A 24,407-nucleotide genomic window follows, 5' to 3' on the forward strand; every position below is an offset into this window, starting at 1 on the left:
GGCACCCAGGTCGGATCACCGGGAACTCAGCACGGCAAGTGCCGCGATGGTTGCCAGCTTGTGTTCCTTGCGCCAGCGCCCGCCTCGTGGCGCATCGCTTCGGCCAGTTCGGCGTGCTCGGGTTCGTGTGGCCCCTTGGGCGCGAGATAGTGCACGGGCAGCCGGGCACGCTCGGCCGCCTCCGCCAGCACCTCACGGGCGAGTTGGCCTTCCGCAGTGTGCAGCAGCGGATGTGACCGCAGCACGGTAGCGAGCGCGGGAACCTCTCGGACGGTGGCCACGATGCCCACACCTACGACCCGGTACCCCTTCGCCGGTCCCGACAGGACGTCGGTGATGCCGCGGTCGGCTGCGGTCGAGGCAGCGGTCGCCCACTGTTGGATCACCCGGCTCGCCTCGTCGAGATCGAGCGTGGCGGCCGCATGGTAAGCCTGCGCCGGCAGCTGCTCCCCGACGAGTTCGAGCTGCCTGCGGTCGAGCAGGCACGGCGACTCCCGAGGTCCGCGGACGGCCACCAGCACCGCGGAGCTGCTCCGCGGCATGATGCCCAACGCCGCTTGGTGTGCGACCACACCAGCACGATACGGCCGCCCACCGACAGCCGTTGGCTACTCGCGCAGAGCGCCGGACAGCATGCCGGCGATGAACTTGCGCTGCAGGGCCACGTACGCGATCACCACAGGCGCCGCGACGATCACCGACGCCGCCGAGAGCAGCGCGAAGTCGGAGGTGTGCTGGCCCTGGAAGAACGACAGCCCGAGCGGTGCCGTACGCAGGTCCTCGGCGCTCGGCACCATCACCAGGGCGAGCAGGAACTCGTTCCAGGTCCACATGAACACGAGCAGCACCATGGTGGTCAGCGCGGGCATGCCCATCGGTAGCAGCACCCGCCACAACGTGGTCCAGCTGGACGCGCCGTCCAGCCGTGCGGCCTCCACCACGCCGCGTGGCGTGCTGCGGAAGTAGGCGCGCATCCAGAACGTGCCGAACGACAGCGACTGCGCGATCTGCGGCAGGATCAACGCCCAGTACGTGTCGGTGAGCCCAACGTCGCGAAGGTCGTAGAACAGCGGCACGACGATCGCTTCCTGCGGCACCATCAGGCCGACGAGGAACAGGTAGAACAGCGGCTGCGCGAAGCGGAAGCGCATGCTTCCGAACGCGTAGCCGGTCATCGTCGCCAGCACGGTGGTGGCGCCCACCACGCACGCCGCGACGATCAGGCTGTTCAGCAGGTACTGGCCGAAGTGCCCCTGGTGCCAGGCGTCCACGAAGTTGGCCAGCCGGACGGAGCTCGGCAGGCTGAAACCACCGAGCGCGTCCTCGGGCGGGGCCACGGCGGACAACAGGATGCCGACGATCGGGAACAGCGCGAAGACCGTGAAGACACCGAGGATGGTGTAGGTGGCGACCTGCTCGAGCCTGGACGTCCTCATGACTTGCCCTCCGCGAGCCTGGTGACCACGATCGTCACGAACAGGATCAGCACGGCGAGCGTCACGCCGATGGCGCAGGCGGAGCCGACCTCGTTGGTCTCGAACGCCCGGTGGTACACCTCGAACGCGGGCACGCTGGTCTCGTTCGCCGGGCCGCCGCGGGTGGCCACGTACACCAGGTCGAACGTACGCAGCGCGGCGATGATGGTCAGGCTCAGCGCCACGCTGATCTCGCCGCGCAGCGAGGGCAGCGTGATGGCGAAGAACTCCCGCACCGGTCCTGCACCGTCCAGCCTGGCGGCCTCGTACAGCTCGCGCGGGATCCGCTGCACACCGGCCATGAACAGCACCAGGGCGAGGCCGATCTCCACCCAGGTGCCGATCAGGCCGACCGAGGGCAGCGCCCAGGTGAAGTCACCCAGCCAGGCACGGGTGATGCCGTCGAGACCGATGGCGCGCAGCACGGTGTTGAGCACGCCGTCGGGCGAGTAGATCGAGCTCCACGCCGTCGCGACGACCACCATGGCGATCACCTGCGGCATGAACAGCGCCGTACGGAAGAAGGTGAGCCCGCGCACCTTGGCGCGCGACATGGCCGCCGTCAGGCCGAGCGCGAGCACGATCGGTATCACCGAGTAGAACATGATCAACGTGGCGGCGTGCCCGAAGGCCGCGCGCAGCTCGTCGTCCTGCACGATGGCGACGTAGTTGTCGATGCCGGCCCAGGTGCCGAGCGTCTGCCCGTCCCAGTCGAACAGCGACAGCCAGAAGCTGTGGCCGAGCGGGAACAACAGGAAGAGCCCGTAGATCGCCAGGCCGGGCAGGATGTACAGGTAGCCGACCCTGCGGGGCTCGCCCGGCGGGGTCGCGGACGGCGTGACAGGCGCCGTGCGCGCGCGTGCGCGATGCGAACCGCGGTTGGCCATCGGAAGAGTACCGCTACTTCTTGCTCTTCTGGAACTCGCCGTAGTCCTTCTGGATCTCGGCGGTACATACCTGTGCCGAGGTGCGGCCGCCGAGCAGCTCCTGCAGCTGCACCGTCATGGTGTCGTAGAACCCGGGCGTGGTGTAGTCGAGGTACGGCACCAGGCTGTTGGTCTCGTTGAGCTCGCGCCAGCTGGAGAAGATCTGCTCAAGCGCGGTGCCGGACTCCGGCTTCGCCGAGGCCGGCTCCATCGCCGGCAGCCCGCCGGCCTTCGTGACCACGTCGGCCGCATGGTGGCTGGTGATGAAGTCGATGTACGCGCCGGCGGCGTCCGAGTGCTCCGCCCGCGACGTGATCGCCCACGACAGCCCCTGGCCGCCGGTGGTGAACGGCGGGTCGCCCGCCTGCACGGGCGGTGGCGGCATGAACCCGAGGTTCTTGCCCATCACCTTCGCCAGGTCGGCGGTGATCCAGGTGCCGGTGAGCAGGAAGACGCCCTTGCCCTTGGCGAAGTCGGCGGCGGCCTGGTCGTAGCTCAGCCCGTTCGCGCCGGGGCTGAAGTAGGCCTTCTCCGCCCAGTCCTGCATGGTCGCGGCCGCCTTGGCGTTGGCGCCGGTGTCCCACTTCTTGCCTGGCTTGGTGAAGACGGTGTCGACCACGTCCTGCTTGCTCGTACTGCGGTTCTGGAACATCCCGTATGTGTGGATCGCGGGGAACTGGTCCTTGTTCCCGAACGCGATCGGCAGCTCACCGGCGGCCTTGGCCTTCTTCACCAGGCTGGTGAACTCGCCCCACGTTTTCGGCACGTCGCCGAGCTCGGCCAGCTTCTCCTTGTTGTAGTAGATGCCGACGATCTCGCCGGTCTGGCTGACGCCGTAGAGGTTGCCCTTGCCGAACGTCTGGCCGTTCGGGGTGAAGCTGTTCATGCCGAGCAACGTCTTCGAGTACTTCTTCCGCCAGTCGTACGCCTCCGCGTACGGGTCGAGCGGCTGCAGCATGCCGGCGTCGACGAAGATGCCCATGTCCGGATAGCCCTGGTTGGCCTGGATCACGTCGGGCGGGTTGCCGCCGGTTAGCGCCAGCTTGAGGGTGTTCTTGAGGTCGGTGAACTCCTTCGCCACCCGCTTGATCTCGACGTTCGGGTACTTCTCCTCGAACTCAGCGTTGAGCTTGGTCATCGCCTCGTTCTGGCTGCCCCTGACCTCCTGGTCCCAGACCTCGAGGGTGACCTTGCCCATCTTCGACGGGTCGGTGGAGACCCTGGACTTCGGCTGCCGAGTGGGGTCGTTGCCACTGGACCCGCCGGGCGTGCACGACGCGGCGAGGACGACGGCCATGACGCCCGCGACGGCCGCGAGGAGGCGTCGGGGGTGGCCAGATGTCGTTCTGACTATCCGAACCACGACGAGACTCCTTCGACGGTCCTGCTCGACGGCTCGCGGGGAGGTCGATGTTCACGCCGGATCCGGTCCCGCCGGTCAGCGCGGGTAGCTGGTAACGCTCGCCAGCGTAGGGTATCGCGCCTGATGAACCCCAACCGGCGGCCGCTGGCGCCGTCGGTGCTGCCTCGCCGTGACGACGAGGTCACGCTGGGAAGCGCAACGGCCCGGCGACGCACCAGGTAGCGCGTCGCCGGGCCGTTGCTCATCGGGTTGCCTACTTGCTCTCCTGGAACTTGGCGTAGTCCTCGTCGATGGTCTGCACGCACGACTTCGGCGTGGTCTGCGAACCGACCAGTTTCTGCAGCTCGGCGGCCATCGTGTCGTAGAAGTCCGGCGTCGTGTAGTCGAGGTACGGCACCAGGTTGTTCGACTCGTTGAGCGACTCCCACTCGCTGAAGATCTGTGCCAGCGCGGTGCCCGACTCCGGCTCCGCGGACTTCGGCGGCATGGCCGGCAGGCCGCCGGACTCCGTCACCACGTCGGCCGCGTGCGAGTTGGTGATGAAGTCCAGGTACGCGGCTGCCACGTCCTGGTTCTTCGACTTCCCCGTGATCGACCAGGACAGGCCCTGCCCACCGGTGGTGTACGGGTCGCCCCCGGCGGCGGCCGGCGGTGCCATGAAGCCGACGTTCTTTCCCATCGAGTCCATCAGGTCGCCGGCGAGCCAGGTGCCGGTGTTCAGGTAGACGCCCTTGCCCTTGCCGAAGTCGGCGGCGGCCTGGTCGTAGCCGTACCCGTTCGCGCCCTTGCTCAGGTAGCCCTTCTTCGCCCAGTCCTGCATGGTCGCGGCGGCCTTCTCGTTGGCCGGCGTGTCCCAGCTCTTGTCCCCGCGGCTGAAGACGGTGTCCACCACGTCCTGCTTGCTGCTGCTGCGGTTCTGCAGCATGCCGTAGGTGTGGATCGCCGGGTACTGGTCCTTGTTGCCGAAGACGATTGGCTGCTCGCCCTTGCTCTTGATGGTCTTCAGCTGGGCGGTGAAGTCGGCCCAGGTCTTCGGCTCCTCCAGGCCCAGCTGGTCGAGCTTCTTCTTGTTGTAGAAGAGGCCGACGATCTCGCCGGTCTGGCTGACGCCGTACAGGTTGCCCTTGCCGAAGTTCTTGCCGTCCTCGCTGAAGCTGTTCAGCTCGAGCAGCGTCTTGGAGTACCTGTCGCGCCAGTCGTAGACGTCCGCGTAGCTGTCCAGCGGCGCCAGGTAGCCGGCCTCGACGAACGCGCCCATGTCGCCGTAGCCCTGGTTGGCCTGCACGACGTCCGGCGGCTTCTTGCCGCTCAGCGCGAGCTTCAGGGTGTCCTTGAGGTTGCCGAACTCCTTGGAGACCCGCTTGATCTTGACGTTCGGGTACTTCTCCTGGAACTCCTCGTTCAGCTTCGTCATCGCCTTGTTCTGGCTGCCGCGGACCTCCTGGTCCCAGACCGTCAGCGTGACGTCGCCGGCCTTGGCGACGTCGGTCGAGATGGATGACTTCGGCTTGTCCTTGGGCTGTTCCGTATTCGACCCTGGCGCACAGGCGGACGCCAGCGCCATGGACGCTGCCGCGATGCCCGCGACGGCGAGAACGGTCCGCTTCACGGTGCTGATGCTCCTTCGCTCGGTCGCGATTCCCCCGCCAGCGGCCCATGGTATGTGCCCGGTGACCTGGCCCGACCACCCGACCGGCCGGTTGCAGTCATTACGTCATGACATGGCGGCCCTCCGTGGCCTCGCCAGCGGCGATGCGGGGTCAGCTACCGGCCCGCGGAAGCGCGGACAGCAGCGCGAGCAGGGCCCGGTCGGCGTTGACCGGCACCCCGTGCTCGTCGCCGAGGCGGACGACGATGCCGGTCAGCCCGTCGTACTCCAGCGGCCGCCCGGCCTGCCGGTCCTGCAGCATGGACGTGGTGGAGCCGCTGGTCAGGCCCTGCAGCCAGCGCAGTGTCTCGGCGGCGTGCTCAGGGGTCAGGTCGGCCCCGACCGCGCGGCCGACGGCGACCGTCTCGCACAGCACGGCGGTCGCGAGCTCCGCGACGGCCGGCTCGGTGAGCACCTCCACCCGGCGCCCGGTGAGCGCCGTGATGGGGTTCGCCGCGACGTTGGCGAGCAGCTTGCGCCAGGCGGCCGTGTGGAAGTCCGGCGCGAGCTCCGGCCGTAGCGACGTGTCGCGGCACAGCGCGGCGACGGCCCGGCCGCCGGCGTCGTCCGGCAGCACGAGGTTGCGGCCGCGGCTGCGCCTGGCCCGCACCTCACCAGGGCCGGTGCGCTCGGCGTTGAGGTAGACCAGCGCGGGGACCACCGTGGCGGGCCCGACCAGGGGCGCCACCCGTTCCCGCTGGTCGACGCCGTTCTGCGCGACGATCACGTGGGTCTCCGGGCCGGTGGTGGCCCGCAGCCAGTCGGCCGCGGCCGACGTCTGGTGCATCTTCGTGGCCAGCACCACCCACGGCACCTGACCGGTGCTCGCGGGGTCGGTGACGCACTGGACGGGGAACCTGCGGGTGTCGTCCCTCTCGGTCACGGCCACGGTGTGGACGGCCTGCCGGCCGCAGGCGAGCACCGGATGGCCGGCCGCGGCGAGCTCGGCGGCCAGCACCGTTCCCACGGCGCCCAGCCCGATGACGGCGACCGGCTCCCGGCCGCCACCCGTCGTCGCGTCCATGGCGGCAACCGTACGACACGGTGAGGTCACCGCCGGCCGCCAGACGTAGTGGGCCCGTGGCCGGCGGTATATACGCTGACCGGATGAGCGAGACAGCGGCCGGGCCGAGCGCGGGGGTCATCGCCGCGCACGACCTGCGTGGGCTGCTGCGCATCACGCCGTTCCGCCGGCTGTGGGTAGCGCTGGGGCTGTCCAGCCTCGGCGACTGGCTGGGGTTCCTCGCCGTCACCGCGCTCGCCGCCAGGTACGGCGGCGAGAACTACGCGCTCGCCAACTTCGCCGTGGGCGGCGTGCTGATCCTGCGCATGCTGCCCTCGCTGCTGCTCGGCCCGGTCGCAGGGGCGCTGGCGGACAGGTTCGACCGGCGGATCACCATGGTCGTCTCGGACGTGGTGCGGTTCGGCATGTACGCGTCGATCCCGCTGGTCAACACCTGGTGGTGGCTGTTCGTCGCGACCCTCGTCACCGAGTGCGCCTCGATCTTCTGGACGCCGGCGAAGGAGGCCACCGTCCCGAACATCGTGCCCCGCAGCCGGCTGGAGGCGGCGAACCAGCTCGGCCTGGTCACGACGTACGGCACCGCGCCGATCGCCGCCGGCATCTTCACCCTGCTGGCCACGGTGAGCAGCCTGCTCGGCCGCACCTGGGTGGAGTTCTTCAAGGACTACCCGCTGCACATGGCGATGTACGTGAACGCGGTGACGTTCCTGTTCGCCGCGTACACCGTGCTGCGGCTGAAGGGGATACCTGCGCCAGGCGGCGCGTCCGACGGCAGCATGAAGCCCGGAGTGTTCCGGCAGATCGCCGAGGGCTGGGCGTTCGTCGGGCGCACCCGGATGGTGCGCGGGCTGATCTTCGGCATGCTCGGCGCGTTCGCCGCCGGCGGCGCGGTGATCGCCGTGGGCCGGGTCTTCGTGGCGTCCATGTACGCCGGTGACGCAGGGTATGGCGTGCTGTTCGGGGCGGTGTTCGTCGGCATGGCGGTCGGCATGTTCACCGGGCCGCGGCTGCTGCGCGGGTTCAGCCGGCGGCGGCTGTTTGGGCTGTGCCTGGCCGGTGCCGGCGTCGGGCTGCTCGGCATCGGGCTGATCGAGAACCTGGTGCTCGTGCTGCTGCTCACCCTCGTCGTCGGCTCGTTCGCCGGGATGGCCTGGGTGATCGGCTATACCCTGATCGGCCTGGAGGTCGACGACGCCGTGCGCGGGCGTACGTTCGCGTTCCTGCAGATGATGGTCCGCATAGTGCTCATCGCCGTGCTCGCCGTCGCGCCGCTGATCGCCGGTGCGATCGGGACGCACGAGCTGCGTCCGTTCGACTTCCTGCTGCACTTCGACGGGTCACATGCGGTCATCCTGTTGGCTGCTGTGCTGATGCTGGTGATGGGGATCGTGTCGTTTCGACAGATGGATGACCGGACCGGGGTGCCGGTGCTGCGTGAGCTCGCCGACGCGTTGCGCGGCAAGCTGACCGGGCCGCAGGGCGCGCCGCGTACCGGTGTGTTCGTCGCGTTCGAGGGCGGCGACGGCGCGGGGAAGTCGACCCAGGTGCAGCTGCTGACCCGGTGGCTGGAGGACCAGGGCCAGCAGGTCGTCGCCACCAGGGAGCCGGGCAACACGCCGATCGGCGCGCAGCTGCGTGCGATGCTGCTCGACCCGGGTAACGGCGGCCTGGACGCACGCGCGGAGGCCATGCTCTACGCGGCCGACCGCGCGCAGCACGTAGCCGAGGTGATCCGGCCCGCGCTGGCGCGCGGCGCCGTCGTGGTGACGGACAGGTACGCGGACTCCTCCCGCGCCTACCAGGGCGCCGGCCGGGAGCTGGCGGAGGAGGACATCGGCCGCCTGTCCACCTGGGCGACCGGCGGCCTGGTGCCCGACCTCACCGTCGTGCTCGACCTGCCCCCGGACGTCGCGGCGTCCCGCCGTACGGCCGCCGCCGACCGCCTGGAGCAGGAGTCGCTCGACTTCCACGAGCGGGTGCGCCGCAGCTTCCTCGACCTCGCCGGCCGCGATCCGGACAGGTACCTGGTGGTGGACGCCACCCACCCACCCGAGCAGGTCGCCGAGCAGATCCGCACCCGCCTGGGCCCGCTGCTGGCACGCGCCGGTACCGCACACTCCGTCCCCACCAGCTAGCCGCGCACCCCGACCCGGTCGCGCACCCAGTCGCTCCGACCGCGGCGTTGAAAGAGCTCGGCGTGGGGGTCGGCGAGGTCGGCATCGCGACCAAGCGGGCGCCGCTCGGGCGTACGGCGGGCAGCATCGTGCGCACGGGAAGAACCGGCGCGAAGGACGCGTTCCAGGCGGCCGCGGAGGCGTTGGCCGTCGCCGCACGGGCACGCCGCCATGCTCCAGGTCGGTCTCTTCGGTAGCGGCGAGGACGCGGTGGAGTCGGCCGTGGACCGCGCCGGCCGGACGGCGCTCGCCATCGTCGCCGGCCGTGCGGGCCGCACCGCCGCCGGCGACTGAGGATGGACCATCGTCGGCGGTGACGGTGGTCGCAGCTACGCTGATCGGGTGCCTGCCACGGAGACCGCGCACCACGGGGTGTTCGACGACCTCGTCGGGCAAGAGCCCGCCGTCGAGGAGCTGCGCGCCGCGGTCGCCGCGGCCACCGACGTGCTCGCCGGCGACGACAACCGGGGCATGACGCACGCGTGGCTGTTCACCGGACCGCCGGGGTCCGGCCGGTCGACGGCGGCACGGGCGTTCGCCGCCGCGCTGCAGTGCGACCGCGGCGGCTGCAGCAGCTGCGAAGCCTGCCGTACGGTTCATACCGGCACGCACGCCGACGTCGAGGTGGTACGGCCGGAGGGGCTCTCGTTCTCCGTGGCCGAGGCGCGTCAGCTCGTCCACCGTGCGGCCATGTCGCCGTCCGGCCGCCGGTGGCAGGTGGTGTTGTTCGAGGACGCCGACCGGATGACCGAGCAGGCCGCGAACGCGCTGCTCAAGGCGATCGAGGAGCCGGCGGCGCGTACCGTCTGGCTGCTGTGTACGCCCGCTCCCGACGACCTGGTCGTGACGATCAGGTCGCGGTGCCGGCTGGTCACCCTGCGAAGCCCGTCGGCCGCCGCGGTGGCCGAGGTGCTGGTCCGCCGCGACGGCGTCGACCGCGAGATGGCGGCGTTCGCCGCCCGCGTCGCGCAGGGCCACGTCGGCCGGGCCAGGCGGCTCGCGACCGACGAGCGGGCCAGGAACCGGCGTACCGACGTGCTGCGGCTGCCGCTTTCGCTGGACGAGGTCGCCAGCAGCCTGACGGCCGCCGCCAGCCTGGTCACCGCGGCGCAGGACGACGCCACCGTCACGGCGGAGGAGCTGGACGCGCCGGAGACGGCGGCGCTACGCAGGGCGCTCGGCGAGGGCACCGAGGGCCGCGCGATGCCCCGCGGCAGCAAGGGCGTGCTGAACGACCTGGAGCGGCAGCAGAAGTCCCGCGCGACCCGGGTGAAGCGCGACAGCCTCGACCGCGCGCTGCTCGACCTGGTGTCGTTCTACCGGGACGTGCTGATCCTGCAGCTGGGCGCGGACGTCGGGCTGAGCAACGAGGACATCCGCGACGCCGTACGCTCCGTCGCCGAGTCGTCCACCCAGGCGGCCACGCTGCGCCGGCTGGAAGCCATCATGCACTGCCGTGAACGCATCGACGGCAACGTCAACCCGCTGCTGGCGATCGAGTCGCTGACCATGGCACTGCGGACGGCCTAGCCGCGGGTCAGCTGCCGAGCTGTTCGCCGAGCCAGGCGACGGTGGCGAGCAGCGTCTCGTCGGCACCGTGTGCCGCGACGAGCTGGACGCCGAGAGGGAGCCCGTCGACGGTGCCCGCCGGCAGCGTCGCCTCCGGCATCCCGAGCAGGTGCCAGGGCCGGTTCATGATCGGGTCGCCGGTGCTGGCCAGCCCGGCCGGCGCCGGCCCGGGTGCGGCCGGCGCGAGCACGACCGTGTCGTGCACCAGCCGGCCGTCCAGCTCGTCCCGTGCGGCCGCCGCCACCTCGAGTGCGCCGCGGTAGTCGGCCTCCGGCATGGCGGCGCCGCGCTCGACGAGCTCGAGCAGGGCGTCGCTGAGCTGCGCACGGTGCTCGGCGACCTCCCCGGCCAGCGTCTGCGCCGCGTCGTACGCCATCACCAGTTGCTGGGCGGTGACGCAGCGGCGTTCCAGCTCGTGCTCGTCCAGCGGCTCGACCGGCACGCCCTGCTCGGTCAGCACGTCCGCCACCCGGCGCAGTGCGTCGCGCATCGCCGGGTGGACGTCGGCGAGCGCGGAGCCGTCGGTGAGCAGCACCCGCGCGGGCGGCCTGGCCTGCAGCGGGCCGACGCCGTCGACAAGCGCCCGGTACAGCAGGTGCAGGTCGGCGGCCGCGGGCGCGAAGAAGCCGAGCCGGTCCAGCTCAGGTGCCAGGTGCTGCACACCGGTCAAGGGGATCCGCCCGAACGTGGGGACGAACCCCGCGACGCCGCAGAACGACGCCGGCCGGATCACCGAGCCCGCGGTCTGGGTGCCGAACGCGCACGGCGCCATGCCGGCGGCCACCGCGGCCGCGGAGCCGCTGGACGAGCCGCCCGGCGTGTGGCCGTGGACGTGCGGGTTGTGCGTCTTGCCCGGCGAGAAGTACGCGAACTCGGTCGTGACGGTCTTGCCGAGCACCACCGCGCCCGCGTCGCGCAGCCGTTGCACGCACCACGCGTCGGCGGTGGCGACCCGGTCGGCGCGTACCGGGGTGCCGCACCTGGTCGGCAGCCCGGCGACGTCGATGATGTCCTTCACCGCGAGCGGCACCCCGTGCAGCGGGCCGGTCGGCGGCGCACCGTCGCAGGCGGCCGCCTGCTGCTTGGCTGGACCGTCGTCGAGGTACTCCCACGCGTGCACGTCGGGTTCGCGCTCGGCGATCCGGGCGAGGCAGTCGTCGAGGAGTTCGGTCGGGCGGAGCTCGCCGGCGTCGATCCGGCGCGCGATTTCGGTGAGGGTCAGCTCGTTCGACGCCATACGCACACCGTGCCACATCCCGTCCGTACCGTGACTGCGGTCTCCATGCTCGCGGTCAGGGTGCGTGCAGGATCGGGTGGTCGAGCTCCTCCCTGTTGGTCGCCAGGTCGGGGTCGGGGAAGAAGCAGACCAGGGTCAGCCCGGCCGGTCCCGGCAGCGTGGCGTGCGGCACGCCGGTCGCGACGACCACCAGGTCGCCGGCCGTGACGGGGGTGGTCACGCCGTCCTCCCACGCGTGGCCGGCCCCCGCGGCGACCCAGATGACCTCCGCGCTGCGGGGATGGCGGTGCGGGGTGCGTACGGCACCGGGCGCTATCCGCACAATGCGGACGCTGCCGGCGTCGTCGGTACCGGCCGGCAGCGGGTCCGCGGACTTCCGCCCTGGCAGCTCGGCGAACCGCAGCGAATCACTGGAAACGACAGGCAACGTGACTCCTATGCCGACTCGATGACCTCCTGCAGCGTGACGGCGGTGCCACCGCGTTCTGACGACAGCAGCGCCGCGTGCACCACGGCCAGGGCACGGGTCGCCTCGGCGGCGCCGACCTCCACCTTCGCCTGCCCGCGGATCGCCAGCGCGAACTCGTCCAGCTGCTCCCTGAACATGTCCGTACGCGGCGGCGTGAGTGCGGTGCGCTCCGACTCGCCGTAGAACTGCGCCTCGAGCTGCGCCCAGTCGTCGGCCTGGTGCGACTCGTCCCACTTGGTGAAGTCGAGGTCGTAGTTGAGCGCGGCCTTCGTGCCGAGCACGCTCATCCGGTAGATGCCCGGCGACGCCCACCCGGTGCCCAGGTAGCCGAGCGCGCCGGACTCGAACTCGCAGATCGCCATCACCGCGTCCGGCACCTCGGCCGCGGTGTAGAGCCTGCGCACCTGTGCGGTGACGCTCTTCACCGGGCCGAGCATCGCCTGCAGGGTGTCCGCGTGGTGCACGCCGAGTTGGATGAACGCGCCGCCCGGGCTCTTCGCCGCGAAGTAGCGCCACGTCTTCGGCGTGAGCTCGAGCCCGCGTTCGTTGGAGAAGTTCGCCTCCGTCAGCGAGACGTCACCGAGCCGGCCGTCGGCTACCCAGCGGGCCATCTCGCGGTGGCCGGCGAGCCGGCGGGCGCTGTGCCCGACGGCGAACACCTTGCCGGTGGCTTCGACGGCCGCCGCGATCGCGTTCGCGTGCTCGAGGGTGTGCGCGATCGGCTTGTCCGTGTACACGGCCTTGCCCGCCTCCAGCGCCTGCACGCACACGTCGCGGTGGGTGTCGTTCGGCGTGGTGATGATGACGCCCTCGATCTCGGGGTCGGCGAGCAGCTCCTCGTACGAAGCGGCGGAGCGTGGGATGCCGAAGTCCTGTTGGAACGCCGCCCTACGCTCTTCGTCGCGGCTGAAGCAACTCGCCAGCTCGACGACGTCCCCGCGTTGCGCGCCGCGCGCCAGCACCCGCGCCCATCGCCCGAGCCCCACAGGGGCTAGCCGCACCCGGTTGTCCATCGCTGCCTCACTTCTGCTCCGTACCCTGCCTGGCACGTACGACTGCTTGCACCTGGCTCACCACCTCCGCGGCGACCGTGCCGGCGAAGCTCTTCGCCAACCCCGCGTCCGCCCAGTCGGGGTTGCCGTACCAACCGGCTTCGGTGAGCTCGGCGACGTCGGTGACGAACCCGTAGACCTCGTGCGAACGACGCATCTGGTCGAGCTCGGCCGCGCCCGGCGGCCGGGACGGTTGGCCCGCCCGGTCGACCTTCGCCAGCGCGGGGTCGTGTGCGAGCACGGCGAGTGTCTCGATGCCGCCGCCATGGGTCAGCTCGCCGCCGAGCTCGCGGTAGATGCGCTGTGCCACGTAACACGCCTGGACGGCGACGAACGTGGTGTCGTGCTCCGCCTGCAACCTGATGGCGACGGCGTTCATCGACGGGATGTTGCCCTCGTGCCAGTTGACCAACACGACCGTGTGCACGCCGTGGCCGATCAGCTCGCGGCAGATGTCGGTGAGCAGTGCGTCGAACGTCTCTTGGCGGAGGCTGATGGTGCCCGGCCAGCCGGCGTGCAGCGGCGTCACCCCGTACGGCGCGAACGGTACCCGCAGTGCGTCGAGGCGTTCGGCCACCGCGTCCGCGACGAGGTTGGCGGCCATGATGTCGGTGCCGTTGGGCAGGTGTGGGCCGTGCTGTTCGACGCTGCCGAGCCCGACGACCGCGGTGCCGCTGCGCCGTACGAGCGCCTCGGTCTCCGGCGAGGTGAGCTCCACGAGCCGCCTGCCTGCCGACGCCAGCTCGTCGTGCTGGTCAGGCATCGGCCCCTCCTCGCCCGGCCGGAGCTGGCTCGACGACCGGCTCGCGCAAGGGTTCGCCGCGCAGCATGCGCAGGGCCTCCTGCGCCGCCTTGCGTCGCAGGTCCGCCTCGGACTCCTCGGTGTACCAGGCCATGTGCGGCGTGGTGATCAGCCGATCGGCCACGTCGGCGAACGGCGCCAGGTCCGGCGGCTCGGTGGGGAAGACGTCGAGCGCGGCGAACGCCGGACGCCCCGCGCGCAGGCCCGCGGTGAGTGCGTCGGTGTCGACGAGCGAGCCACGCGCGGTGTTCACGAGCACGGACCCGTACTTCATCCCGGCGAGCTCAGCGGACCCGAGCAACGGGGCGCCTGTCGGCTCGCCTGGCACGTGCAGCGACACCACGTCGCTGGTGGCGAGTAGCTGGTCGAGGCCCACCGCCCGGACGCCGCGCACCGGTACGTACTCGTCGTACGCCTGCACGGTGAAGCCGAGCCCGGCGAAGTTCCGCGCCGTCTGGGTACCGATCCGGCCGTAGCCGACCACACCCGCGGTCATGGCGCTCGGCAGGTGCAGCGGACGCAACGACGACACCCCCCAGCTCCCGCCGCGCACCACGCGGTCGGCCTCGACGAGTCGGCGCAGCGCGGCGGTGGCGAGGCTCACCGCGTGGAAGGCCACCGCCTCGGTGCCGTAGTCGGCCACGCGCGCGACCGCGATGCCCAGCCGCTCCGCGGCCGCCAGGTCGATGTTGTCGGTGCCGATCCCGCTGCGGACCACACCGCGGCAGTTGAGCTCTGCCAGCACGTCGGCGTCCAGCTTGGGCAGTGACCCGACGAGGATCACCGCCGCGTCGCGGGCAGCCGCGACGATCCGGTCGCTGCTGCTACCTGGATCGGTGACCAGCCGGGCCCCGAACGGGTGGAACAGCTCCTCCTCGATGGCAAAGTCGGCGTACCGGGTGCCGAGTACGGCGACCAGTGGTTGCGCCGCGTTCCGCCGGGTCGTGGGCATCGGGCCTCCGATGCGATGCAAACGACTGCATGAATTTGCAGTCACGGTAAGACCAGCCGTCGTGGCTGTCAATGTCCGGCGGTCGCTCGATAGCTGGCGCCGCATGTCGCGGGCGCTATCCTCGACCTGATGCCGAAGCGGTGGCGGGTGGGACGAGTGCCTCCAAACGTTTGGCGGTCCTGGACCCGCTACGCCACTCCGTCGCTGGTCGCCGCCGGTGTCGGGGTGTTCCTCGTCTCCGTGATGGCGTTCTCCCGCATCCCGCTGCTGCCCGCGATCGGCACCACGCTGTCGCTGTCCGCGACCGAGCTCGGCCTGCTCACCATGGCCTTCGGCGTCGGCAGGCTCGCGGCCGACCTGCCCGCCGGCGTGCTTGCGGGCAAGGTGTCTGCGGCCACCGCGTTCGCGCTCGCGTGCGGGCTGGTAACGACTGGTTGTGGGCTACTGGCCACCGCTGGGCAGGGCGCGCAGGCCTACGTCGCGGCGTTCGTGCTCGGGACGGGGTCCGCGCTGTCCAACACCGCAGGTATGACGACCTTCTCCGGGGTGCCGAGCGAGCGCCGCGGGCGGGCGCTCGCGATCTTCTCCGCCTGCCTGCTGTGCGGTCAGTCGTTCGGTCCGGTGCTCGGCGGTGCCCTGGTTGCGGGTGATTCGTCCTGGCGGGTGGCGCAGGGCGTTGCCGGCGCGCTCGGCGTGCTCGGGGTGCTCGCGTTCGTGGTCGTCAACGTGCGGTCGGCCAGCCAGCGTGCGGTGCGGCGGGAGGCGCGACAGTCCGCGACGGGCGGCGGCACGCCGATCCCGTTCGTGCAGCTGCTAATCCTCTACGCGGTGCCGTTCGTGGTCTTCTTCATGCTCGCGGCGATGCCGCAGACGCTGGTGCCGATCATCGGTGCTGAGTCGCTGCGGCTGAGCGCCGGGGTGGTCGGGCTTGCGCTCGGCGTGGGCGGGGTCTGTCGCCTGGTGGGCACCCTGATAGGCGGCTACGTGAGCGATCGGTTCGGCCGCAAGATGGCCCTCATCCCCGGCCTGGCGACGATGGCGGTGGGCATCGCCCTCGTCGCCGTACCCGAGTCTGTGGTGATGTGGCTGGCCGGCATCGCGCTGATGTCGGTGGGCTCGTTCGGGGTCTCGGTGGCCGCGACGATCCTCGCCGACCGCAGCCGCTACGGCGCCGTCGGGCGCAGGCTGGGTAGCTTCCGGTTCTTCGGCGACATCGGGATGATCATCGGCCCGGTACTCGGCGGCTGGCTCTACAGCGTCCACGGGCAGGCGGTCGCCGTGCTCGTCGTGGCCGCGCTGCCCGCAGCGGTCGCCGTCGCCGCTGCGGCGGGGCTGCAGCAGGTGAGGACCCGGCAGGCGGAGAGCTGATCAAACGATTGCAGTTCTGTTGCAGCGGCCGTACTCTCAGCTCGTGACACGACCGTGACCCACGGCTGTGTCCGCTGCACTCGTGCGACGGCTGCGCCGTCCCACCCGGGAGACAGGTCCATGACGCGCCGCCAGACGCCGGTCGACGCGAGCCGCCGCCGCGGCAAGCCGACCATCATCGACGTCGCCACGCTGGCTGCCGTGCACCCGTCCACGGTGTCGCGCGCGCTGAACCCGGACGCGCAGAGCAAGGTCAGCCCGGCCACGGTCAGCCGGGTGCTCGAGGCCGCCCGGCAGCTGGGTTACCAGCCGAACCCGCTCGCGCGGGGGCTGAAGGTCGGCAGCACGTCCACCGTCGGCATGCTGATCCCCGACCTGACGAACCCGCTGTTCCCGCCGATCGTCAGGGGGATCGAGGATCGGCTGCGGGAAGCCGGCTGGACGTTGTTGATCACCAACACCGACAACGACGAGGAGAAGGAGGGCGAGCTGTTGGGCAACATGCTCGCCCAGCGCGTCGACGGCCTGATCCTCGCGACGGCACGCCGCGACTACCCGCTGCTCGACGAGGTGCTCGAGACCGGCCTGCCGCTGGTGCTCGTGAACCGGACAAGCGAGCGACCGTCCGCGTCCTCGGTGACCCCGGACGACTACGCGGGCATCGGTGCTGCGGTCGGCCACTTGGTTCGCCTCGGACATCGCGAGATCGCCTATGTCGGCGGACCCCGGACCCTGTCGACGGGCCTGAACAGGTACCAGGCGTTCGTGTCGTCCCTGCACAACGAGAACCTGGAGCTCGACGACCGCCGGATCTGCTTCGCCGAGGAGTTCCAGGAGGAACGCAGCGTGGCGGCGTTCGAGCAGCTGCTCGACCGGGGCGCAAAGTTCACTGCAGTCGTGTGCGGCAACGACCTCATCGCACTCGGCGGCTACGACGTGCTGACCGCCCGCGGCCTGTCCATCCCCACCGACGTGTCGATCGTCGGCTACAACGGCATCCCGTTCTGCGACAAGTTCTCACCGCCGCTGACCAGCGTGCAGGTGCCGCAGTACCACATCGGCGTCACCGCGGCCGACCTGTTCCTCGAACTGACTGCGAACCGAGACCGCCCACCCCGCTCGGTCTCCCTACGCCCCGAACTCGTCGTCCGCAAGTCCACCGCGCCACCCCACCCCTGAGCCGCCGCCTCGGCTCTGTTCACCCCGCCCCTGAGCCCGCCCACTTCCGCCCTGATCACCCCGCCCCTGAGCCCGCCCACTTCCGCCCTGATCACCCCGCCCCTGAGCCCGCCCACTTCCGCCTTGATCATCCCGCCACTGAGTCGCGCCCTCGGCCGTGTCCCGGATGGCTGACCTGCGCGCACGCGTCTCGGCCCCGGCCGGCCGCGGTGGCGCACGGTGGGGGCGGGTGCGCGTGGCGGTCGGCGGTCTTTACACCTGCCTGGGTCGTTCCTATACTCCGATGCAAACGATTGCCCTTTTGGGGCCCATCATCCCGAGCAACGCCGCCGGGAGGAGGGGTGAGGTCCTTGCCGGACGACATGCAGGAGACGCCGCCCGCTGTACGGGTGCGGGGTGTGACGGTCGAGTTCGAGCGGGCCCGCGAGAAGGACACCCTGGTTGCCCTGCAGGATCTCGACCTCGACATCCAGGCGGGCGAGTTCCTCGCGATCCTCGGGCCGAGTGGCTGTGGCAAGAGCACGTTGCTGAACGTCGTCGCCGGGCTGGTGTCCCCGGCGGCCGGCGAGGTGTACGTGGAGGGTGAGGCCGTCCGCGGCCCCGGCATTGAGCGCGCGGTGGTGTTCCAGGACTACGCCTTGATGCCCTGGCGCACCGTAGAGGCGAACGTACGCTTCGGCCTGGAGATGCAGCGACGTGTCGACGCGTCGACGCCCGAGAAGATCGCTCACTTCATCTCCATGGTCGGCCTCAGCGGCTTCGAGCGCGCGTATCCACGTGAGCTGTCCGGCGGCATGCGGCAGCGCGTCGGCCTGGCGCGGGCGCTTGTTACAGATCCCCGCATCCTGTTGATGGACGAGCCGCTCGCCGCCGTCGACGCGATGACCCGCGAGCTCATGCAGGACGAGCTGGCGAAGATCGTCGCCAAAGCCGGGCCCGCCGTCATGTTCATCACGCACAGCGTGGACGAGGCGATCACGCTGGCCGACCGGATCGCCGTCGTGACGGACCGGCCCGGTCGGATCAAGGAAACGCTGGCGGTAGACATCCGGCGCCCCAGAGGCCGGGACATCAGGAACCTCGACGAGTACACGAAGTTGCGCGAACGGATCTGGTCGTTGCTGGGGAACGACACGCCGTCCAGCGACCCTCAGGTGGAAGCAGGCGTGTAGCTGTGGTCACGGCGCCGGAAAGGTTGCGGGCCCGTCCGATGCGGAGCGGTGCCAGCTGGCGCCGCCTCGCGGCCGTCCGGTTGCCCAGCCTCGTCCTGCTCGTCGCCATCGCTGTGTCCTGGCAGTTGGTGGTGACGGTCGGCGACATCAACCCGACGCTGTTACCCGGGCCTGCTGGGGTCGTCGAGCAGCTCGGCGAGGTATGGCAGGTCGGCCTGTTGCAGAGCGCGTTCGTCTCCACCATGTACGCGTTGGGGGTCGGGCTGCTGCTCGGTGTCGTGGCGGGCATCCTGCTCGGACTGCTCATCGGCCTCCTCCCGCGCGTCGACCTGGCGACCTCGCCGTACATGTGGGGCCTGTTCTCCACGCCGGACATCGCGTTGGTGCCCATCGTCATCCTGTGGTTCGGCTTCGGTGACACGACGAAGATCGGCATGGTGTTCCTCGCGGTCACGATCCCGTTGGCGTTGAACTGCAAGGACGGCGTGCGGATGATCGACCAGTCGCTGCTTCGTGCGGCGGCGTCGTTCTGCGCCAACCGCCGCGACGTGTTCGTCAAGGTGATCATGCCGAGCACGATCCCCTCGATAGCCACCGGGATACGCAACGGCATCTCGCGCGGTTTCGTCGGTGTGCTGGTCGTCGAGATGACGGTGGGTACGACAGGTCTCGGTCGCGAGGTCATGTACGCGATGCGCCAGTTCAACACGGCACGGATGTTCGCGTTCGTCATCGTGCTCGTCGCGATCGCGGTCGTGCTCATCACGATCTCCAAGCGGCTGGAGTCTTACGCCTCCAGGTGGCGTGAGGAGGTGTCGCTGTGACGGCCGTGCGCAACGAGGAGCGACGGGTTCCGCGCGCTGCGAAGATGCTGAGCCCGCGCAAGTTCACGCGCAGGCAGAAGGTGCTGCTGACGGTCGCGAACCTCGCGTTGTTCTGCGTCGCATGGGAGGTCTTCGTACGTGTCACGGGAATGCCGAGCCTGCTGGTGCCGAAGTTCAGCGCGGTGCTCGCCGAGATCCCGGAGATGCAACGCCAGGGGATCCTGCTCCCGAACATCTGGATCAGCCTGAAGCTGTACCTGTTCGGGATGGCGATCTCCATCGTGGCCGCGGTGCCTCTCGGGCTGATCATCGGTGGCGTACAGGTGATCGACCGGTTGCTCGCTCCGTACATGTGGGCGTTGTACACGCTGCCGCGACTGATCCTGATGCCCCTCATCCTGCTGTGGGTCGGCATCAACGACGCGGCGCGCGTGACGTTGATCGTGTTGAGCGCCGTCCCGGCAATCGTGGTTGTCGTGATGGACGGCGTGAAGACCGTCGACGGCAGCCTGCTACGTGCCGCCCGTTCGTTCTGCGCGAATCGGTTACAGGTCCTGACTCACGTGGCGATGCCTGCCACGGTCCCGTTCATCGCAACGGGGATACGGATGGGTGTCTCGCGGGGGCTCATCGGCCTCTTCATCGGTGAGCTGTTCACCGCGGCAAACGGGGTTGGCTACATCATGGTGACGGCAGGAAGGAGCTTCGACTCGGCTCGGGTCTACCTCATGCTGTTCATCTTCGTCGGCTTCAGCGTCGCCGTCGTTGGTCTCACCCAATGGCTGGAAGGCAAGGCGTCGTTGTGGCGATCGACGTGACTCATACAAGACCAGTGGACTAGGTAGGTCGACATGCCCGGGAGCAAGAGTCTGAGAGTCATCGGATTGGCGTTCGTGGTCGCCCTGTTCGGGGCGTCGTGTGGCGGTGGTGGTTCCGACGAGGAAGGGGAGCTGTCGCTGGACCAGGTCCGGATGGCGATGGACAACGAGGACTACATGAACCAGATCGGCTGGATGGCAGCCGAGAAGCGGTACTGGGAGAAGGCCGGGTTCAGCGAGAAGGCACATGTGGTGGCGACGTCCGACTACATGGCCGGTCTGATCGGCGGTGACGTCTGGGTGGCACAGGGCGAGAGCTCCGACATCTGGCCGGCGACCGCGGAAGGCAGCGTGAACCTGAAGATCGTCGGCGTCGAGAAGGACACCGAGGCCTGGTTCCTCGGGATTCGCAAGGGCGTCAGCGAGGACGACCTCGAAGGCAAGCGGATCAGCGGTGGGCCACCAGGTGACCGCAACATCACCGTGGGCAGAGAGATCCTCGACGACATGGGCGTCGACCCGGACAAGATGAACTGGAAGTCGGTCGCCGGCGGTTCCGACGAGCGCCTCCAGACGTTGTTGGCCGGGAAGATCGACGCTGCCGTGCTCCAGCCGCGGCACGTCGCGGAGCTGGAGAAGGCCGGCGGCGAGATGATCTACGAGGAGTACAACGTCGTGCCCCAGGAGGCCTGGGTCGTCACGGCGAAGACCTTGAAGGAGAACAAGGACGCCGTCTGCGCCTACGTCGAGGGCAGGGTCGGAGCCAAGCAGTGGCTGTCTGCGGGCAAGAACCACGACGCCAACCGGGAGAAGGCCATCGAGCTCGGCAAGGAGTACGGTCGCGAGCCCTCCCAGGGTGAGATCCAAGAATGGGAGAACGAGATGACCAAGAACTGGTCACTCGACGGCGGCGCTCCCGCGGACACGTTCGACGAGTGGACGGACTACATGATCGAAGCGGGCGATGTGCCGAAGAGCTACGAGTGGACCGACCACGTCGACTTCAGCTGCCTGTGGCAAGCCCAGAAGAAGCTCGATCTGAAGATGAACCCCGCGCGGGACGAGGTGAAGTAGTGACAGACACCGCGGATGCCAGCGGATTGCGGACCATCGGGCACAGCGACCTCTGTGGGTACGGCGACGGCATGCAGGTCAGCTGCGTCGGCGACGTGCTCTACGTCGGTCACTTCGGCCCGACGGGAATGGGTACGTCGGTGCTCGACGTCAGCGATCCTTCGGCGCCCGTGGTGGTGGAGCAGTGGCCGTCGCCGACCGGCACCCACACGCACAAGGTGCAAGTCGGCGACGGGTTGCTCCTGGTGAACCAGGAACGCTTCCGCGGCGGCGATCCGTACGCGGCCGGGATGGCGGTCTACTCGCTGGCCGATCCGTTGCACCCGCGGCAGATCGGCTACTTCAGGTCGACCGGTCTCGGCGTGCACAGGATCGTCTGGACAGGCGGCGACTACGCGTACGTCTCGGCGATCCCGGACGGCTTCGACGACCGGATCTGGGTCATCGTCGACATGCGCGACCCGGAGCAGCCGCGCGAGGCGGGCCGCTGGTGGTGGCCGGGAACATGGCGCGGCGGCGGCGAACATGCCGACGTACCGGAGGGGAAGCGTTACGCGGCACACCATGCGCTCGTCGACGGCGACCGCGCGTACCTCGGTTACGGGGACGCGGGCATGGTGATCCTCGACATCGGTGACCGTACTGCACCGAAGGAAGTGTCCAGGCTCAACTGGTCGCCCGGCGGGGACACACATACGGTCATGCCGTTGCCCGGACGTGGTCTGGCCGTCGTGACCGACGAGGTGACGTACGACGGCACGGCCGGCGAACCGCACTACGTGCACGTCGTCGACATCGGCGACGAGCGTGCGCCTGCCGTGGTCGGTACGTGCCCGGTACCCGAGGGCGACTTCGCCACCAGGGGCCTGCGGTTCGGGCCGCACAACCTGCACGAGAACCAGCCCGGCAGCTACCGCAGTGAGCAGGTGGTGTTCACGACGTACTTCAACGCAGGGCTTCGCGTCTACGACCTCGCCGATCCGGCGAACCCGGTCGAGATCGCACACTGGGTGCCGGCGACCCCGGCGGGCCAGCGGGCGGCGCAGATCAACGACGTGTTCGTCACCGCCGACTTGCGCATCTTCGTCTCCGACCGGGTGTCGGGCGGCGTCTACGTGCTCGCGCCCGACGACGAGCTCGCCGCGCGCCTGCGGACGGCTGCCCTATGACGACGGATGTGCACGCGCACTGCGTGCCACTCGGGTTCCTCGACGCACTGCGCGGCGAGGGCGACCGCTACGGCGTCGAGGTGCTCGACGCCGAGGCGGGCACCACGGTGCGCATCGCCGGACGCGTGGACGCGGGACCACTGCGCGCCGACTTCGCCGACGTCGACGCCAGGCTCGCCGCCATGGATCGAGCTGGCGTGCAGACCCAGTTCCTTTCGAGCTGGATCGACCTCAGTGCGTATGCCCTGCTGGCGCATGAAGGCGCGCGCTACGCGCGGCTGTTCAACGAGCTGCTCGCCCAGACCGTGGCTGCGCACCCGACCCGCTTCCGTGCGCTCTGCACGGTGCCGTTGCAGTCGCCGGCGGACGCGGGCAGGGAGCTCCGGTATGCCGTGGACAGGCTCGACGCGGTGGGCGTAGAGATCGCGACGACGGTCGACGGCCGGGAGCTCGACGACCGGTCGCTGGACCCGTTCTGGGCGACCGCGGCGGAGCTCGGTTGCCTCGTCGTCGTACATCCGTACAACGCGCTTGCCGGGCGTGAGGTGTCGCGCTACTTCCTCAACAACCTCGTCGGCAACCCGGCAGAGACCACGATCGCCGTTGCGCACCTGATCTTCGGTGGCGTGCTCGAGCGCCATCCCGACCTGCGGGTCTGTGTGGTGCACGGCGGGGGTTTCCTGCCGTACCAGAGCGGTCGGCTCGACCGCGGGTATACGGCTGCTGCGGGACGTACGGCCGGCAACCTGACGTGTCCCCCGAGTGCGTGGCTGCGGCGGCTGTACTTCGACACGGTCATGCACGCGCCGGCGCTGCTGGCCGCCCTGGTCGACTTCGTCGGTGCGGAGCACGTCGTGATGGGCAGCGACTACCCGTTCGAGATGGGCGACCCCGACCCGGTCGCGACCGTGGACGCGATACCCGGGCTGTCTGCCGGTGACCGCAACCTGATCATGCAGGGCAACGTCGACCGCCTCCTCGCCCACCTACCGGGCGCCGCCGGCCAGCATGCTGCGTCGCCGTAGCTTCAGCTGCGGCGCGAACGACTGCTGTTGCGTTTCGACAGTGCTGCCGTGGACGCGCGCACGACCAGTGTCAGCGGCAGGGTGACCGACCGCGGGGGTCGGTCAGGTTCGCGTAGCTCCTCGAGCAGCAGCCGCGCGGCCTCGGCGCCGATCTCGTACTGCGGGATGTGGACGGTGGTCAGCGGCGGCTTCAGCTTGTCCATCACGGGGATGTCGTTGAAGCCGACGATGCTCACGTCGGCCGGGCAGCGCAGCCCCCGGTCGGCGAGCACGTCGTAGCAACCCAGTGCGATGAGGTCATTGCCGGCGAGCACGGCGGTGAAGTCGGCGCCGGAGTCGAGCAGCGCGGAGAGGCTCGCCGCGCCGGCCGACTCTGTCCACGACTCGCATTCCACGACGAGGTCGGCCGAGTGTTCCAAGCCGTGGTCGTCGAGTGCCTGGCGGTACGCGCGCAGCCGTTCGACCCCGGTGGACAGGCTCTGCGGGCCGGCGAGGTGGGCGATCTTGCGGTGGCCGAGCTCGACCAGGTGGCGCATCGCCAACGCCACACCGGTCGCGTCGTCCGCGGTGACCGCAGGGATGCCGGCCTTGGCGACCTTGCGGTTCACCAGGACCATCGGCGTACGCGCGTCGGCGAGCTTTTCGAGCAGCGGGTGGTCAAGCCGCGCGGTCGCGAAGACGAAGCCGTCGACGTTGCGGTCGCGCAGCGACTCCACGACACCGATCTCGCGTTCGCTGTCGTTGTCGGTGTTCACGATCCAGGCGTTGTAACCGACCGTCGCGAGCACGTCCTCGACGCCGCGGACGATGGGTGGGAACAGCGGGTTGGTCAGGTCGGGCACCACCAGGCCGATGCTCGCCGACCGGGACGTCTTCAGGCTGCGTGCGATCGGGTTCGGCCGGTAGCCGAGCGTCTCGGCGACGTTGTTGACCCGGTTCGCCGTCTCTGCGTTGACCAGGTGGCGGGTGTTCGGGTTGAGGGCGCGCGACGCCGTCGCGGGGTGCACTCCGGCACGGTCCGCCACGTCTCGCAGTGTTGGCCTTCCCACGTCCGGCATCGTAATCGGTCGGCGTCGGTGCAACCGAC

21 protein-coding genes are annotated in these 24,407 nt (G+C 69.9%); 9 read left to right on the top strand and 12 right to left on the bottom strand.

Going from position 1 to position 24,407, the window contains the following annotated elements; all coding sequences use genetic code 11:
• Positions 1-26 precede the first annotated feature (26 nt).
• From GEV07_15970 to GEV07_15995, 6 genes are all read right to left on the bottom strand, one after another.
• Positions 27-572, bottom strand: coding sequence for a hypothetical protein (locus tag GEV07_15970; GenBank protein ID MQA04153.1), 546 nt, complete (start codon positions 570-572; stop codon positions 27-29).
• A gap of 36 nt (positions 573-608) precedes the next feature.
• A complete protein-coding gene (locus tag GEV07_15975; protein MQA04154.1) occupies positions 609-1,436 on the bottom strand; it encodes an ABC transporter permease subunit in 828 nt (275 codons plus the stop codon).
• Positions 1,433-2,362: an ABC transporter permease subunit gene (locus GEV07_15980; GenBank protein MQA04155.1), complete on the bottom strand. Its 930-nt coding sequence runs from the start codon at positions 2,360-2,362 to the stop codon at positions 1,433-1,435. The genes GEV07_15975 and GEV07_15980 overlap by 4 nt, the downstream gene beginning before the upstream one ends.
• A 13-nt stretch (positions 2,363-2,375) precedes the next feature.
• Entirely contained in the window at positions 2,376-3,698 is a 1,323-nt protein-coding gene (locus GEV07_15985; GenBank protein MQA04156.1) for an extracellular solute-binding protein, read from the bottom strand.
• Positions 3,699-4,017: 319 nt separating this feature from the next.
• The gene (locus GEV07_15990; GenBank protein MQA04157.1) at positions 4,018-5,328 is read right to left on the bottom strand and encodes an extracellular solute-binding protein; all 1,311 of its coding nucleotides are present in this window, start codon (positions 5,326-5,328) and stop codon (positions 4,018-4,020) included.
• Between the two features lie 196 nt (positions 5,329-5,524).
• Positions 5,525-6,436: a 2-dehydropantoate 2-reductase gene (locus tag GEV07_15995; GenBank protein MQA04158.1), complete on the bottom strand. Its 912-nt coding sequence runs from the start codon at positions 6,434-6,436 to the stop codon at positions 5,525-5,527.
• Between the two features lie 83 nt (positions 6,437-6,519).
• On the opposite strand from GEV07_15995, the gene GEV07_16000 reads away from it, so the two are divergent.
• Positions 6,520-8,571 carry a dTMP kinase gene (locus tag GEV07_16000; protein ID MQA04159.1) on the top strand — a complete coding sequence of 684 codons (2,052 nt, stop codon included), beginning with the start codon at positions 6,520-6,522 and terminating at the stop codon, positions 8,569-8,571.
• Positions 8,572-8,982: 411 nt separating this feature from the next.
• Positions 8,983-10,140 carry a DNA polymerase III subunit delta' gene (locus GEV07_16005; GenBank protein MQA04160.1) on the top strand — a complete coding sequence of 386 codons (1,158 nt, stop codon included), beginning with the start codon at positions 8,983-8,985 and terminating at the stop codon, positions 10,138-10,140.
• A 7-nt stretch (positions 10,141-10,147) separates the two neighbouring features.
• Here GEV07_16005 and GEV07_16010 read toward each other — a convergent pair whose 3' ends face one another.
• The 5 genes from GEV07_16010 to GEV07_16030 are packed head-to-tail and all read right to left on the bottom strand — an operon-like array spanning position 10,148 to position 14,796.
• Positions 10,148-11,416, bottom strand: a complete 1,269-nt coding sequence (locus GEV07_16010) for an amidase (protein ID MQA04161.1) — start codon at positions 11,414-11,416, stop codon at positions 10,148-10,150.
• Between the two features lie 55 nt (positions 11,417-11,471).
• Positions 11,472-12,239: a cupin domain-containing protein gene (locus tag GEV07_16015; protein ID MQA04162.1), complete on the bottom strand. Its 768-nt coding sequence runs from the start codon at positions 12,237-12,239 to the stop codon at positions 11,472-11,474.
• Entirely contained in the window at positions 11,852-12,898 is a 1,047-nt protein-coding gene (locus GEV07_16020; GenBank protein MQA04163.1) for a gfo/Idh/MocA family oxidoreductase, read from the bottom strand. Before GEV07_16020 ends, GEV07_16015 begins: the two co-directional genes overlap by 388 nt.
• Positions 12,899-12,905: 7 nt before the next feature.
• Positions 12,906-13,700 carry a creatininase family protein gene (locus GEV07_16025; GenBank protein MQA04164.1) on the bottom strand — a complete coding sequence of 265 codons (795 nt, stop codon included), beginning with the start codon at positions 13,698-13,700 and terminating at the stop codon, positions 12,906-12,908.
• Positions 13,693-14,796, bottom strand: coding sequence for a C-terminal binding protein (locus tag GEV07_16030; protein MQA04165.1), 1,104 nt, complete (start codon positions 14,794-14,796; stop codon positions 13,693-13,695). The genes GEV07_16025 and GEV07_16030 overlap by 8 nt, the downstream gene beginning before the upstream one ends.
• Before the next feature lie 24 nt (positions 14,797-14,820).
• On the opposite strand from GEV07_16030, the gene GEV07_16035 reads away from it, so the two are divergent.
• From GEV07_16035 to GEV07_16065, 7 genes are all read left to right on the top strand, one after another.
• On the top strand, positions 14,821-16,059 hold the full coding sequence (locus GEV07_16035; protein ID MQA04166.1) for an MFS transporter: 1,239 nt from the start codon (positions 14,821-14,823) through the stop codon (positions 16,057-16,059).
• A gap of 120 nt (positions 16,060-16,179) precedes the next feature.
• On the top strand, positions 16,180-17,238 hold the full coding sequence (locus GEV07_16040) for a LacI family DNA-binding transcriptional regulator (GenBank protein MQA04167.1): 1,059 nt from the start codon (positions 16,180-16,182) through the stop codon (positions 17,236-17,238).
• A 362-nt stretch (positions 17,239-17,600) separates the two neighbouring features.
• Entirely contained in the window at positions 17,601-18,410 is an 810-nt protein-coding gene (locus GEV07_16045; protein MQA04168.1) for an ATP-binding cassette domain-containing protein, read from the top strand.
• A gap of 38 nt (positions 18,411-18,448) precedes the next feature.
• The gene (locus GEV07_16050) at positions 18,449-19,234 is read left to right on the top strand and encodes an ABC transporter permease subunit (GenBank protein ID MQA04169.1); all 786 of its coding nucleotides are present in this window, start codon (positions 18,449-18,451) and stop codon (positions 19,232-19,234) included.
• Entirely contained in the window at positions 19,231-20,052 is an 822-nt protein-coding gene (locus GEV07_16055) for an ABC transporter permease subunit (protein ID MQA04170.1), read from the top strand. The genes GEV07_16050 and GEV07_16055 overlap by 4 nt, the downstream gene beginning before the upstream one ends.
• 869 nt (positions 20,053-20,921) lie before the next feature.
• Positions 20,922-22,295 carry a hypothetical protein gene (locus tag GEV07_16060; protein ID MQA04171.1) on the top strand — a complete coding sequence of 458 codons (1,374 nt, stop codon included), beginning with the start codon at positions 20,922-20,924 and terminating at the stop codon, positions 22,293-22,295.
• Positions 22,292-23,320: an amidohydrolase family protein gene (locus GEV07_16065; GenBank protein ID MQA04172.1), complete on the top strand. Its 1,029-nt coding sequence runs from the start codon at positions 22,292-22,294 to the stop codon at positions 23,318-23,320. The genes GEV07_16060 and GEV07_16065 overlap by 4 nt, the downstream gene beginning before the upstream one ends.
• A 2-nt stretch (positions 23,321-23,322) precedes the next feature.
• On the opposite strand, the gene GEV07_16070 is transcribed toward GEV07_16065, so the two are convergent.
• Complete coding sequence (locus GEV07_16070; protein ID MQA04173.1) at positions 23,323-24,378, bottom strand: substrate-binding domain-containing protein; 1,056 nt, start codon at positions 24,376-24,378, stop codon at positions 23,323-23,325.
• Positions 24,379-24,407 lie beyond the last annotated feature (29 nt).

The sequence above is a fragment of the Streptosporangiales bacterium genome (genome assembly GCA_009379825.1).
Taxonomy (GTDB): Bacteria; Actinomycetota; Actinomycetes; order Streptosporangiales; family WHST01; genus WHST01.

Coding starts and splice junctions, on each gene's coding strand:
- GEV07_15995 (MQA04158.1), bottom strand. CDS start 6,436: ATGGACGCGACGACGGGTGGCGGCCGGGAGCCGGTCGCCGTCATCGGG.
- GEV07_16060 (MQA04171.1), top strand. CDS start 20,922: ATGGGAGAACGAGATGACCAAGAACTGGTCACTCGACGGCGGCGCTCC.
- GEV07_16050 (MQA04169.1), top strand. CDS start 18,449: ATGCGGAGCGGTGCCAGCTGGCGCCGCCTCGCGGCCGTCCGGTTGCCC.
- GEV07_16065 (MQA04172.1), top strand. CDS start 22,292: ATGACGACGGATGTGCACGCGCACTGCGTGCCACTCGGGTTCCTCGAC.
- GEV07_16070 (MQA04173.1), bottom strand. CDS start 24,378: ATGCCGGACGTGGGAAGGCCAACACTGCGAGACGTGGCGGACCGTGCC.
- GEV07_16010 (MQA04161.1), bottom strand. CDS start 11,416: ATGGCGTCGAACGAGCTGACCCTCACCGAAATCGCGCGCCGGATCGAC.
- GEV07_16020 (MQA04163.1), bottom strand. CDS start 12,898: ATGGACAACCGGGTGCGGCTAGCCCCTGTGGGGCTCGGGCGATGGGCG.
- GEV07_16035 (MQA04166.1), top strand. CDS start 14,821: ATGCCGAAGCGGTGGCGGGTGGGACGAGTGCCTCCAAACGTTTGGCGG.
- GEV07_15990 (MQA04157.1), bottom strand. CDS start 5,328: ATGGCGCTGGCGTCCGCCTGTGCGCCAGGGTCGAATACGGAACAGCCC.
- GEV07_15975 (MQA04154.1), bottom strand. CDS start 1,436: ATGAGGACGTCCAGGCTCGAGCAGGTCGCCACCTACACCATCCTCGGT.
- GEV07_15980 (MQA04155.1), bottom strand. CDS start 2,362: ATGGCCAACCGCGGTTCGCATCGCGCACGCGCGCGCACGGCGCCTGTC.
- GEV07_16045 (MQA04168.1), top strand. CDS start 17,601: ATGCAGGAGACGCCGCCCGCTGTACGGGTGCGGGGTGTGACGGTCGAG.
- GEV07_16040 (MQA04167.1), top strand. CDS start 16,180: ATGACGCGCCGCCAGACGCCGGTCGACGCGAGCCGCCGCCGCGGCAAG.
- GEV07_15985 (MQA04156.1), bottom strand. CDS start 3,698: ATGGCCGTCGTCCTCGCCGCGTCGTGCACGCCCGGCGGGTCCAGTGGC.
- GEV07_16000 (MQA04159.1), top strand. CDS start 6,520: ATGAGCGAGACAGCGGCCGGGCCGAGCGCGGGGGTCATCGCCGCGCAC.
- GEV07_16025 (MQA04164.1), bottom strand. CDS start 13,700: ATGCCTGACCAGCACGACGAGCTGGCGTCGGCAGGCAGGCGGCTCGTG.
- GEV07_16030 (MQA04165.1), bottom strand. CDS start 14,796: ATGCGGCGCCAGCTATCGAGCGACCGCCGGACATTGACAGCCACGACG.